Source organism: Altererythrobacter sp. BO-6 (genome assembly GCF_011047315.1).
Classification (GTDB): domain Bacteria; phylum Pseudomonadota; class Alphaproteobacteria; order Sphingomonadales; family Sphingomonadaceae; genus Erythrobacter.
Genome location: NZ_CP049259.1, coordinates 2,507,631 through 2,521,045 on the forward strand (window position 1 = coordinate 2,507,631; position 13,415 = coordinate 2,521,045).

Consider the following 13,415-nt stretch of genomic DNA (forward strand, 5'->3'; position numbering starts at 1 on the left):
TTGAGACCCCTTCCAATCCGAACTTGCGATAATCCTGGCCAGGCTGCCTGGAAGAACGAGGTGGCCCCGATTGTCTGAAGGCCATACCCGAAGGGCTTCGTCCCCATCCTTCCAGGCAGCGGTTTGGAGCCTGGCAATCCTGCAAGAGCAAGGCTCCGAGCCGCTTACAGAGCTCCCTCGCTTCCGGTGTACATCACCTCTCCGATTGTCCCGTCGCGATAGGCCAGGCAGCGCCAAGGGGCCTCTGCTCCTTCGACATTGACGTAAATGCCGATCGCGGCCTCAGATTCCTCGATCCGGTTGGTGCCGATAACCCGTGCCCCAGTCTCGCTGGCAACCCTTTTGGCGCAACGACCTTCGAGGCCGTTTGCGCCCCGGATCGCAACCTCCCTTGGCTTGGCGGCAGCTGTCTGCTCGACCGGTGACTGCATCGGCGGGCCCTCGGGCATTCCGGTGTTGGCATCGCCCATCGGCACACTGACGAGGCGGACACCCTCGACATTGCCGACAACCTTGCCGCCCAGCATGGCTGCCGTTTCATCGGAAGGGCAGCCAATCAGCAGCGCGCTGTCATCAAGGTAGTTCGAGGTTGCCGCACTCTCGCCAAGCTGGCGGCATGGTGCGCCGGCTGTGGGATAGCCGTCCCCGAAGGGTGCCAGGCTTTCAGGTATGGCTGCCACTTCCTCGGCAGCTGCGGCAGGCTCGTCAGCTTCGCCGCCACTGCAGGCGGAGAGGGCAAGCGCCATGGCGCCTGCCAGCAGATAGGTTCGCTTCATCGGTCCACTCCCCAATCAGCGGCAGTTCGGGTGCTGACCGATGTCGCGGACATCGTTGAAGTGACCGTCCGCGATCGTCACCTGCACGCATTGGCGTGATTCGGGGCGCCACTGGATCGAATACCGGGTGTTGCCGCTGGTGAAATTGTCGACCTGGCGGAATCCCCGACGCTGGAGCTCATCCATGCCGCCAGCCGCGCGTGCGCCCTGCAGATCGTCGATGCGTGCGGTCTGGACATAGCCACCCCGGCGGTGATGGTGGCTGAGGTTGGCCTCGCGCTCCTCTACGCCCTTCTCGTAACCATGGGCATAAGCATCGTTGCGGTTATAATTATGATACGCGCCGTTGTAGAGGCCATCCTTGTACCCACGCTCGAACTCGGATGTCTGCGTTTCGTCGTATTGCTTGCCTTCGCGGTGGTGCGACTTGTGGCTCAGCAGAGCACCCAGGATTGCAGCGCCAGCGACAGCGCCCACTGCAGCCCCGGCGCTGCCCTTATGGTGCCCGCAATCCTGATCGGTTGCGTCATTGATCGACTCTACGCGGCCATTGTAAACCTCTACCACCACGCAATTGTCATCGCGCTCGTTCCACCAATAGCTATAGGCGTAACCCATCGAATTCTTGTTGGTGGATGTGTGAGCGAACCCGCGCGATTGGAGCGCGCCTTCGGCGCTGCTTCCGCGCATGCCGTTAATATCCACCAACTGGGCTGCTTTTTCGGCCAATACCGGCGTGGCGACGAGCGCGGTTGTTGCAACTGCGCCGATCAGGAATTTTGGCATAAAGGTCTTCATGGAATTCTCCCCACATCAAACGAAACGGTAGACGGCTGTTATTATGCGAGGAGAGCCAAGCAGAACTGGCTCCCACGGCGACCCTTGGCTTGACCCAACCGCCCAAGTGCCTGCGAAGGCTAGCAAAGCTTCAGCCGGGCAGATATCGGTAAGAACTGCCAGAAAATTGACATTTCCTGCCAATATGGGAAGCTTGGAGGACATAGGGGCAGGAGCACTTGCGAATCATGTCGCGCATCGAAACTGACCGTTACGCCGAGTGTATTGCCGCAATCGGCCAGTATCATTCCGATATGGCATCGGCGTTGATGCCGGCAGGTGTGACGCGCTTCTGGGCCGCAAGCCTTGGCTGGCCCACCTGGCTCTTCGACGGAGCGTCGTTTCCTCCTGCCAAATCGCTACCAGGGCAGATTCGCCTGATCGATGACCTGCAATTGCTGGCAAATCTCCTGCGGCATGTGGGAGAGAAACGGCTGTTGGAACTGATGCTGGAATGGCCGCGCTACCCGGGCGAGGCGCAAGTCCTGGCCGCCCCCGATCTGAAGGCGGCAATCTGGTCACGATCCGCTTCGATAGACCTGCGGAATGCACCCATCCGCGTATCGGTGAACGAGGCAGAAGAGTGTGACACAATCGCCATTGAACTGAATCCCGCGCTCGGACCTTTCCTGCCAATAGTGGAGAGCGCGGTACTGGTCGTTTTCTTCCTTATGGTTCGCTCCTTCGTGGGTATGGCGAACACTGCGGCAGACGACCTTTCCGAGATTTCGATCGAGCAGGTACATTCGGGCGCGGTGCTCCGTCGGCTCTTGCCGTGCCGGTTCTCGCGCGCCTCATCCACCGCCCGGATCTCGATCCCGAACCGTCTGCTTGAAGCGAGCAACCCTGACTTTGATCCAGTTTCGTGGAACGCGACCATCGGGCAGGCAAGGCTGGGAGATGCCCGTGTCGGCAAGCCTGCGCCCTTGAACAAGGGCGCTCTGGAAGAGATGTTGCGGCGGTCGCTTGCAGAATATGCGCGGGTTCCGCAGCTTGCCGAAATTGCCCGGCTGCATGGCTTGTCGGAACGGACGCTGGCGCGTCTATTTGCAGACGCTGGCATTTCCTTCCGCGACACTCTCGATCATGCACGGATGAGCCTCGGCAAGGAATTGCTGCTTCACAGCGAATTGCCGGTCTATGTGGTGGCTGAGCGCGTGGGATATAGCGATGCCTCTGCCTTTGTCCGTTCATTCAAGCGCCGATTCGGGATTGCCCCGGCGCAATGGAGAAAGGGCCGCCGGATTGCTCCGACGGCCCTTTTCGGTAATCGCGGGATAGGCGCTTAGGCCGCTTTTTCGCCGGTCAGCGGCATTGCGCCGAAGGCACCGGCATTGACGCTGCCTGCCAGCGTGTCGCCTTCGATCGTGGCCGTGCAATCGAGCGTCATCGGCATGGGAACGACCATCTGCATCTTCCAGGTCAGCGTGTTGCCATCGACCTTGCCGTCTTCCGCATCCATGCTGCCCAGCGATCCGGCCATCTTGCCGGAGAAGGTGCCATCGCCATTGTCGACGACAGTGAAGGTGCCACTCTGATCGCCCATCGGGCTTTTCACGGTGGTGTTATAGGTTCCGGAAAGTGACATGGAATTCTCCTCAAAGGTAAGGGGGCGAACCCGGGTCGAGCCCGGGAATCTGCCCTCTGTTTACACAGGTGTCAGTTGGACTCAACCACATATCGCCGCCTGGCATTCGCGATCGCATCCTCGCGCCAGAAATGCACCGGCTTGAGCTTGTGGTCGACAAACAGCTGCATCTGGTCGGTGTAATGCGGGCTTTCGGGACGGCTGATCGCGGCGCCGAAAGGCTGCACCGATTGCGAGCGCACACGCTGGCCCGGAAGCCATTCGACCCACATGATGAAGCTGTCACCATGGACCAGGCTGAGGCGGCCATCCTCATCGACCTTCCACGTTGTGGAGGCGCGAAGCGTATCCGAGCCGCCATCGAGCGGCAGGTCGACCCGCCGGTCCCCTGTGCCCTGCCGCAGCCGCAACAGCTCCGACATTGGCGGATCGATCCGGCCGAAATGCGTCTTCAGATGATCGACATGCTGGCGTAGCTGGTCCGCGACGTCGGGATAGGGCTTGTTCTGGTATTCGGCGGACATGAAGTCCTTGATCATCAGCAGGGCCAGGCTGTCAGCCGCGCCCTTGCTGTCGGCGGTGAAGTCCCAGCCGACCAACAGATCGCGCGCCTTGGCCAGTTCGGCATCGCCTGACAGGTCCAGCTTTTCCAGCGCGTCCCACAGATCGCCGACATAGCCGGTGCGTTCATAAGCGGTATCATACTTGATCCGGCGCAGCGTTTCGCGGTCAAGCGTGCCCGCTTCGCTCAGAAGATTCCACGCCCGGCGCGAGCGATTGGTCTGCTTGTCCTCAATCCCGAGCACGGGCGAGAAATCGGCCGGCTTCAGGTCGTCCGCCGCGCCCGCTGCCGTGTAGGGCTCGTTGTTCGAATTATAGAGCCAGCCGGAGGACGGATTGATGAGCTTGGGGATCTCCGCGAAATCGACTGCGCCTTGCCAGATCAGATCGCTCCGGTCGCCCGGCAGCACGCTGCGCCAGTTTGCCTTCAGGTCTTCGGGCCGGTCAGGGATCGCCGCGTTGTACACATATGCGATATTGCCCTTTTCATCGGCGTAGATGAAATTGGTGCTTGGCACTGCCATGCGCGCCAGCTGCGCCTGCCATTCTTCGAAAGTGGTCGATTTGTTGAGCCGGTAATAGGCGTCAAGCTGGTCGATCCGGTCGATCCCGCCATAGCGGAAGGCATAGACCCCGGTGTGGTTGAAGATCACCGGGCCGTGCGCGCTGCGATACACGGTTTGCGGATAGGGGATGACCAGCGGGCCGAATTTCACCGGTAGCCACACGCGCTTGCTTTCAAGCTCGCGCCATTCGCCATCGAGTTTGTAGCGTGTGCCGCTGTCATCCATCTCAAGTTTGTAGATGTCGACCATGTCCGGGCGATTGACCGTATTGGTCCAGCCCAGATGCCGGTTGTGGCCCAGAAATGGGAAGGGCGAGCCGGGGAAATTGGCGCCGGCATAATGCCAGCCTTCCTCGCTCTCCACCACCATCTCGTACCATGCCACACCGCCGCGCAATGGCTGGTGCGAATTGGAGATCAGCGTCGATGGGCCACCGGATTTTTCGGGCGCGACTGCAAATGCGTTCGAGCCGGATAAAGCCCCCATTTCGCCCCACGGCAGCGGATGCGCGTGGGCGCTGGCTTGCTGCGGCGCATCGGCGGCCAGTTGCGGACCTTCATCGCGGGGGAAGCCGGGAATGTCGGGGCCGAATTCGCGGCGCAGCGGCTCGCCCGTCACCAGCGGCTGGATCACGCCGTTGAGGCCGAAGAAGAACGGCTGGCGCAGGGCGAAACCGGCGGCGATGTCTTCGCCATTGACCGGGAAGAGGTTCGCCAGCTTCAGCTCTTGCGGATGCTCGGCGGCATATTGGTTGAGCCCGGCGGCATAGGCTTCGAATAGCGCGCGCGTATCTTCGGGTAGTGCCGGATAATGCCGCTGTGCGGTGCCGCGCGCGTCGAGAAGGTGATAGACGTAATCGATCTGTGCGCCTTCCTGCCCCGCGATCGCGCCATAGCGGCCACGCGCCATGGCGATCACGTCCTGCAGGGTGAAGAAGTCATCCTCTGCCTGCGCGATGGCGACCCCGAAGGCGACATCGGCGTCGGTCTTCCCGTAGATATGCGGCACGCCATATTCGCTGCGGATGATTTCCGCGCGGTATTGCCGCTGTTCGTCGGGCGCCTTGCTGCGTTCGGCGAAGAACGGCTCCCAGGTCATGAGCCCGACGAGTAGGGCGAGGAGCAAAAGGAACAAGGCGCCGGCGCCACGCACAAGCCATTTTCGGATCACGGGAAACCTCTATCTGATTTGGCGTTCAGACTGCGTTGCCTCGCTGCCGGGGTCAACTCATTCAGGATACCAGGGGACAATATCGTGCATCTTTCTCGTTCCAAGCTTCTCGCCGCGGCATTGTCCGCACCACTGGCGCTGGCAGCCCCGGCGCTGGCTGCACAGGACATTGCCGGATCGGGCATTGCGCCCGGCGAAGCGCAAAACAGCGCCGAACGCCCGATTGGCTTTGTTGAAGGCGTGGCGCAGGGCGCGGCGCTGGCCGTGGCGATGACCGGCACCGAACTTCCGGCCGGAGTCTCCTTGCCGGCGGATACGGCCGAGCGCATCGCTGCGGCAAAGTTCACGGGCAAGGCGGGTGAGACGCTGGCGATCCCCGCTCCGGCAGGTTCTCCCCCGATCATGCTGTTCGGGGCGGCGCCCGAGGCCGGCAAGGCGGCAGACTGGCGTGCGCTGGGCGGGCGTGTCGCCCAGGCGATGGCGAAGGAAAATGCGCCCATCGCGCTCGCAGGCCTGCCCGATGCAGCGGCGATGGCCGATGCTGCGTTCGGCGCAACGCTGGGCCAGTACCGCTTCGATCGATACCAGAGTGCGCGCACCATGCCGCCCGCGCAGGCTATCACGCTGGTCGGGCCGGATGCGTCTGCAGCAGAAGCGCTCTGGCGCAGCCGCCACCAGCCGCTGGCTGACGGAGTGCGCTTTGCCCGCGACCTGGTGAACGAGCCGGCCAATGTGATCTATCCGGAAAGCTTCGTCGAACGGACCCGTGCGGCGTTTCGCGGGGTTCCCAACGTCACGATCGAAGTGCTCGACGAAGCCGCCATGCGCCGCCTCGGCATGGGCGCCATTGCGGGCGTGGGGCAGGGCAGCCCGCGCGGCAGCCGCTTGATGATGATCACTTACAAGGGCGCCGGCGGGGCTCCGATCGCGTTGGCAGGAAAGGGCATTACCTTCGATACCGGCGGGATTTCGATCAAGCCCAATCCCGGAATGTGGGAGATGAAGGGAGACATGTCGGGCGCAGCTGCGGTGACCGGTGCCGTGCTCAGCCTCGCCAAGTCGCGCGCGCCGGTGCATGCGGTTGCGGCGGTGGCGCTGGCGGAAAACATGCCGGGCGGCAATGCGCAGCGCCCGGGTGACGTGGTCCGCACCATGTCCGGCAAGACGATCGAGATCCGCAGCACTGACGCTGAAGGCCGGTTGGTGCTGTCCGACGCGATCGAATACACCGTTCAGCAGCACAAGCCCTTTGCCTTGGTCGATATCGCCACACTGACCGGTTCGGCGGTGCGCGCGCTGGGCGCCGAATATGCGGCGCTGTTTGCGCGCAAGGATGCCTATGCCGATGCCGCGCTTGCTGCGGGTGAGGCGACAGGCGAGCCTTTGTGGCGGCTGCCGCTGCATCCCGCCTATGCCAAGGCGATCAAATCCGACATCGCCGATATCAAGAACAGCGATGCCGATCCTGCCCCCGGGGCAAGCGCTGGCGCGCATTTCATCGAGTATTTCGTGCCGCAGGATCTGCCCTGGGTGCATATCGATATGGCGGCGGTCGATCGCTGCACTGGCACTACTCCGTTGTGCCCCGGCAGCGCGCGCGGTTTCGGTGTGATGCTGCTTGATGAAATGGCGCGCAACTGGCGGCCGCAATAGCGCCGCCAAATAGGTATTTTCGATCATCGACGCTCCGGGTCTTGCGGAACGCTTCGCAAGACCCACCTAGTCAGGTAACACACCTGACGGGTTTGGATGCCGCGCATCTTGTGTTGCCAATCTGCAACACTATATTGGCGGGGTTAGCGAGTGAGGGATCGTAGATGAACCTGGAAAAATTCACTGATCGCGCCAAGGGCTTCCTGCAAAGCGCGCAGACCGTTGCCATCCGCATGAACCATCAGCGGATCACCCCGACGCACCTGCTCAAGGCCTTGCTTGAGGATAATGAAGGCATGGCCGCGGGCCTGATCCAGCGCGCCGGCGGAAACCCGGGCGTGGCGATCACCGAAGTCGATACCGAGCTGGGCAAGATCCCGGCCGTGTCGGGCGGCGGGGCACAGGCGACGCCGGGCCTCGACAATGACGCTGTGCGCGTGCTCGACCAGGCCGAACAGATCGCGGAAAAGTCCGGCGACAGCTACGTCACGGTCGAGCGGCTGCTGGTTGCACTCTCGCTTGCCAGCACCACTAAGGCGGGGCAGGCGCTGAAACAGGCAGGCGTTGATCCCAAGGCGCTGGAAGCGGCCATTGCCGAACTGCGCAAGGGCAAGACGGCGGACAGCGCCAATGCCGAAAGCGCCTATGACGCGATGAAGAAATTCGCCCGCGACCTGACGCAGGCGGCGCGCGACGGCAAGCTCGATCCGGTCATCGGTCGCGACGAGGAAATCCGCCGCACGATCCAGATCCTTGCCCGCCGCACCAAGAACAATCCCGCGCTGATCGGTGAACCCGGCACCGGCAAGACCGCAATCGCGGAAGGACTGGCGCTGCGCATCGCCAATGGTGACGTGCCCGACAGCCTCAAGGGGCGCACGCTGATGAGCCTCGACATGGGCGCGCTGATCGCCGGTGCGAAGTACCGCGGCGAGTTCGAAGAGCGGCTCAAGACCGTGCTCGACGAGGTCAAGGGCTCGGATGGGCAGATCATCCTGTTCATCGACGAGATGCACACGCTGATCGGCGCCGGTGCCAGCGAAGGCAGCATGGATGCCTCGAACCTGCTCAAGCCCGCGCTGAGCCGCGGCGAGTTGCACTGTATCGGCGCCACCACGCTCGACGAATACCAGAAGTATGTCGAGAAGGACCCGGCCCTCCAGCGGCGTTTCCAGCCGGTCTATATCGAGGAGCCGAGCGTCGAGGACACGATCTCGATCCTGCGCGGGCTTAAAGAGAAGTACGAGCTGCACCACGGGGTGAATATCACCGACAGTGCGCTGGTCGCGGCGGCGCAGCTTTCCAACCGCTACATCCAGAACCGCTTCCTGCCCGACAAGGCGATCGACCTGATGGACGAGGCGGCGAGCCGTATCCGCATGGAAGTGGAATCGAAGCCGGAAGAGATCGAGAAGCTCGACCGGCGGATCATCCAGCTCAAGATCGAGGAATCCGCGCTCGCCAAGGAAAGCGACACGGCCTCCAAGGACCGGCTGAAGGTGCTGCGCGAGGAGCTGGCGGAGCTGGAAGAGCAGTCTGCCGCGCTCACCACGCGCTGGCAGAACGAGCGTGACAAGATCCACGCCGAAAGCCGGATCAAGGAACAGCTTGACGCTGCGCGCCTGGAACTCGAGCAGGCGCAGCGCGAAGGCGATCTGGCCAAGGCGGGCGAGCTGTCATACGGGCGCATCCCCGAGCTGGAAAAGCAGCTGGAAGGCGCACGTGGCGCGTCTGAAAACGCGCTGTTGCGCGAGGAAGTGACCGAGGAAGACATCGCCGGTGTCGTCAGCCGCTGGACCGGAATCCCGGTCGACAAGATGATGGAAGGCGAGCGCGACAAGCTGCTGCAGATGGAGCAGCTGTTGGGCAAGCGGGTGATCGGGCAGAGCCAGGCGATCGAAGCGGTCAGCAAGGCCGTGCGCCGCGCACGCGCGGGCCTGCAGGACCCCAATCGCCCGCTCGGCAGCTTCCTGTTCCTTGGCCCGACCGGCGTCGGCAAGACCGAGCTGACCAAGGCGCTGGCCGAATTCCTGTTCGATGACGACACCGCGATGGTGCGCATCGACATGAGCGAATTCATGGAGAAGCACGCGGTGGCGCGGCTGATCGGCGCGCCTCCGGGTTATGTCGGCTATGAAGAGGGCGGAGTGCTGACCGAAGCGGTCCGCCGCCGCCCCTATCAGGTGGTGCTGTTCGACGAGGTCGAGAAAGCGCACAACGACGTATTCAACGTGCTGCTGCAGGTGCTTGATGACGGGCGCCTGACCGACGGGCAGGGCCGGGTGGTCGATTTCTCCAACACACTGATCATCCTCACTTCGAACCTCGGCAGCCAGTATCTTGCCAACCTGGGCGACGACCAGAAGGTAGAGGACGTCGAGCCGCAGGTGATGGATGTCGTGCGCGGGCACTTCCGCCCCGAATTCCTCAACCGGCTGGACGAAATCATCCTGTTCCACCGGCTGGGGCAGGAGCATATGGCGCCGATCGTCGAGATCCAGGTCAGCCGGGTGCAGAAGCTGCTCAAGGATCGCAAGATCACGCTCGACCTTACGGACGGGGCGAAGAAATGGCTTGGCCGCGTCGGCTACGATCCGGTCTATGGCGCGCGGCCGCTGAAGCGGGCGGTGCAGCGTTACCTGCAGGACCCGCTGGCTGAGATGCTGCTGGAAGGCAAGGTGCCCGATGGCAGCACGGTCAAGATCGACGAAGGCGACGGCGAGCTGAAGATGGTGGTGAACTGATTCAAAGCTGTCAAATTCCAGTCCAACAAAAAAAGGCCCCGGTTTCCCGGGGCCTTTCTGCATGGTCTTGAGACGCTTCTTCAGAGCTTGAAATTAAAGCCCGCGTAGAAAAAGCGACCGGTATTGTTGTAGATACCGCTGCCATCGCCAACGCCGGTGAGGCCGAAGGGCGGAAGACGGTTAAATAGATTGTCGACGCCAATGTAGAACTCGAACTCGTCGTTAACGTCGAACTCCCCCCGAATGTCGCTGTAGTAGATTTCGGGGTAGTAGAGCTGCGGGAAGGCGTCCGCATTCGTCGGCGGCCGGCCCTGATAGCCGAGCTGGGTTTCATATGCACCAATCAACATCTTGTCGATGAAGCGGCCCTCATAGACGAACGTGAAGTTCTTATAAGTGACCGACGCATTGATGTTGAACTGCCACTCAGGATCGCCAAGCGTGCGCTTCGTCCGGGTAGCCCGTTCAGGATCCGTGATGAAGCTGAAGTCCCGACGCTCCTCCAGCCAGCTCACGATCGCGCTGAGATCGATGCTCCAGTCATCGTTGAGCGTGCGGGAGTATTGTGCACGCAGGTCAATCCCGGAAGTTTCGAGCGCGGCGAAGTTGAACGGCTGGTTCAGGAATGCCGGGCCAAGACGCGGAATATTCTCGGCGGGCAAGCCGGGGAATACACGGTTTGACTGGCCATCAAACGCATAGGAGCTGAACGGATCGCCTGTGTTGCCACGCCGGAAAACGGCATCGCAGAACGGGTTGTTAATGGTCACCGGGTCTTCATAGCAACGGTTGATGATCGCTTGTCCGGTAAGGCCCGAAATCACGTTCTCGACCTTGATGTCGTAGTAGTCGACGGTAAGCGAGAAGCCAGGCAGGAATTCCGGCTGGAAAACCGCGCCAACCGTGAAGCTCTTGCCAACTTCTGGCAAGAGATCCGGGTTACCCTGGTTGAAGCCAGACACGCCGGTGCTCGGCACGTTCGTGAATGGCACCACCGAACCATCGGGCAGGGTGATCGTGGTCGGAATACCCGCTTCGGCACAGCGAGCTGCGCGATTGGGGTTCTGGTTGATCACGTTCTGGCTACATGGATCGACCAGGCCGTTGGCGAAGGTTTCGGTCCGCGAAGCGAAAGTGTTGTTCAGGTTCGGGGCACGCACAGAGCGGGCGTAGCCGCCGCGCAGGCGAAGGCCCGGAGTGGGCGAGTAAACGACACCCAGGTTATAAGCCGTCGCACCGCCCGAGAAGTTGTAATCCGAGTAACGGACCGAACCCTCCAGCGTCAGCTCCTCAATCAGAGTTATACCAGAGAGCAGCGGGACGCGGATTTCCCCAAAGACTTCCGATACCTCGAACGTTGGCGGCGCGAAATCTGCAAACGAGTTGAGGAAGGTCTGTCCCGACGCGGTTACATCGTCATATGCGGAGAAGGCTTTCTCCCGGCGATATTCGCCACCAACCGCAAAGCCGATTGGGCCACCCGGAAGCTCGAAAATGCCCGTGGAATCGCCGGACACGAAGCCGGTGAAATTGAGCTGCTCAGCATTTTGCTTGCGCGAGGACGTGTAGAGCACATAATCCTTCGCTGCCTGGCTCATGTTGTTGACGCCGAAAAGGTTGATCGGAACGCAATTCGGATCGTCATTGGTGGTGCTGGCGTCAGCGTTCACCGCGCAAACAATCTCACCTGCCGTGTTCCGCACGGCATTGGCGGCCTTGTTGAAATTGGCGGTCAGCAAGTTGCCGCCAGTTTCGTAATAGGTGTTCGTCTTGCCGTAGTTTGCGGCCACCTCGTAGAAGAGGTTACCCGTGTCGCTCAACTGGCCGCGCAGACCGCCAACAAAGCGATAGGTCTCGCGGTTGTGATCTTCTGCGCGCGTACCGAGATCTGCGTTGAAGCGCAGGAAGCTGAACGCGGTCGCTCCCGCCGGCAGAATGTTGACCAGCGTCGCCCGTGCCTGATCCGTAAGGAACGGGTTGTTGATCGAGAAGGTCGAGGTGGTCCCGCCACCCGAAGTGAAGGTTGGCTGGTTCGAGGCCTGGTTTGCGGTGACCTTGACATATTTTCCTTCGAAGAAAAATTCCGCCGCGGGCGAGAATTCGAACTTCGAAAGCAGGTTTACCGAACGACGCTCGACGCCGACCTGGAGCTGGCCGTCGGGCAGATTGACGCTTGAGCCAAGTCCGCCGATTGTGCCGCCACCGAAGGGGCGAAGATCTGCGAAGGGATTGTTCCGGACGAGCGTACCATCATCAAGGAAGAAATAGTTGTCGGACAGTCGGCCGCCAGTGGGCGAGAGCTGTCCCGTGCATACGAGCGAACGACGAAGAGTGGTCGACGCGCTGGCCAGGTTTTCTGCCGGACAAGCAGTCAAGACCGCACCGCCCGCCGCAATCTGGTTGAATTTCAGGCCAAACGGGACGCCATTGAAGTATGTCGTATCCGGGATGCCATCGCCTGCGGGAGATTCGTCGAAGTTGATATCGGTTGTGCTGAAACCCGGCGCGCCGGTGAAGGCGCCGATATAGTCGCGTTCGCTATTCAACAGCGGCCTCTGGCGCGAGTATTCTGCTGCAACTGCGATGTTGCCACGGCCGTCAGCGAAATTCTTGCCGGCAGTCCCGCTGATCGAATACGAGCCGCGGTCGGCATAGTTGCTGATACCAGCCTGGCCGCTAATGTTGATCCCTTCGTAGTCGTCCTTGAGCACGAAGTTCACGACACCAGCAACGGCGTCCGAACCGTAAATTGCTGAATTGCCGCCCGTAACGACATCGACCCGCTCAAGAAGTTCGGTCGGGATCGTGGCGACGTCCACCGTGAAACTTCCGGGCTGGGAAGAGACGTGACGGCGACCGTTAACGAGGGTCAGGGTACGGTCCGTGCCCAAGCCACGCAGGTCGAGCACGGAGAGCCCGGCGGTGCCGATGAAACGTCCGGAGTTCTGCGAGCCGAAAGTTCCGCGAAGCTGCGGCAATTCGTTGAGCGCATCGCCAAGCTGGACATTGCTGCTGCGAATGAGCGTTTCTGCGTTCACCGAAGTGACCGGCACAGCGCTATCGAGTTCGGGCCGCAAGATACGCGAGCCAGTAACAATAATATTCGCAGGCTCAGCAGCAGTTGCCTCATCGGTAATATCGGCATCGTCTGCATCCTGTGCAACGGCAGGAGCAGCCGCCAGGACGAGCGCGGCAATGCCGGCACCTGCTAATAGCTTTACGCGGCGGTTAGCCGCGTTCGTCGTGAAGTTCATATGTCAGTCCCCAGTTTGCCGATCGAGCGACCGGCCTTCGTATTTCCAATAAGAATCGCAGCCAAACGACCCAGCCGTAACAGGCAGCTACCCGATCAATGCAATTCTGCTTATCTGGTTTCAATCCCCACAGATAGAAAGTTTCGATTGGCACTAGCTGTGTAGCCATATTGCAACAAATGCCGCGCCTGCCGCACTCCTGAAGTCCAATGTGGGCCATGGATTAGCGTCGCAATAAAGAGCGATCAGATGCACGAACGGTCGAA

Annotated in this window: 8 protein-coding genes; 3 read left to right on the plus strand and 5 right to left on the minus strand. The window is 61.4% G+C overall.

The features are described from left to right. Positions 1 to 164: 164 nt before the first annotated feature. Both G6N82_RS12265 and G6N82_RS12270 read right to left on the minus strand, forming a co-directional pair. Positions 165 to 776 (minus strand): hypothetical protein, encoded by a 612-nt coding sequence (locus G6N82_RS12265; protein ID WP_165196844.1) that lies wholly within the window; start codon positions 774 to 776, stop codon positions 165 to 167. 15 nt (positions 777 to 791) lie between these two features. After that, entirely contained in the window at positions 792 to 1,574 is a 783-nt protein-coding gene (locus tag G6N82_RS12270; protein ID WP_165196846.1) for a hypothetical protein, read from the minus strand. A 227-nt stretch (positions 1,575 to 1,801) separates the two neighbouring features. On the opposite strand from G6N82_RS12270, the gene G6N82_RS12275 reads away from it, so the two are divergent. Beyond that, a complete protein-coding gene (locus tag G6N82_RS12275; RefSeq protein WP_165196848.1) occupies positions 1,802 to 2,902 on the plus strand; it encodes an AraC family transcriptional regulator in 1,101 nt (366 codons plus the stop codon). Here the strand turns inward: G6N82_RS12275 and G6N82_RS12280 are convergent. Together G6N82_RS12280 and G6N82_RS12285 are read right to left on the minus strand one after the other, a co-directional pair. Further along, complete coding sequence (locus G6N82_RS12280; protein WP_165196850.1) at positions 2,899 to 3,201, minus strand: hypothetical protein; 303 nt, start codon at positions 3,199 to 3,201, stop codon at positions 2,899 to 2,901. The genes G6N82_RS12275 and G6N82_RS12280 overlap by 4 nt on opposite strands. Positions 3,202 to 3,272: 71 nt before the next feature. After that, on the minus strand, positions 3,273 to 5,426 hold the full coding sequence (locus G6N82_RS12285; RefSeq protein ID WP_165196852.1) for an acylase: 2,154 nt from the start codon (positions 5,424 to 5,426) through the stop codon (positions 3,273 to 3,275). A 156-nt stretch (positions 5,427 to 5,582) separates the two neighbouring features. Between G6N82_RS12285 and G6N82_RS12290 the strand changes: the two genes are divergently transcribed. Together G6N82_RS12290 and clpB are read left to right on the plus strand one after the other, a co-directional pair. Then, the gene (locus G6N82_RS12290; protein ID WP_165196854.1) at positions 5,583 to 7,151 is read left to right on the plus strand and encodes a leucyl aminopeptidase; all 1,569 of its coding nucleotides are present in this window, start codon (positions 5,583 to 5,585) and stop codon (positions 7,149 to 7,151) included. A 164-nt stretch (positions 7,152 to 7,315) separates the two neighbouring features. Beyond that, complete coding sequence (gene clpB, locus G6N82_RS12295; protein WP_165196856.1) at positions 7,316 to 9,895, plus strand: ATP-dependent chaperone ClpB; 2,580 nt, start codon at positions 7,316 to 7,318, stop codon at positions 9,893 to 9,895. A gap of 80 nt (positions 9,896 to 9,975) precedes the next feature. Here clpB and G6N82_RS12300 read toward each other — a convergent pair whose 3' ends face one another. Continuing rightward, a complete protein-coding gene (locus tag G6N82_RS12300; RefSeq protein WP_165196858.1) occupies positions 9,976 to 13,149 on the minus strand; it encodes a TonB-dependent receptor in 3,174 nt (1,057 codons plus the stop codon). Positions 13,150 to 13,415: the final 266 nt, after the last annotated feature.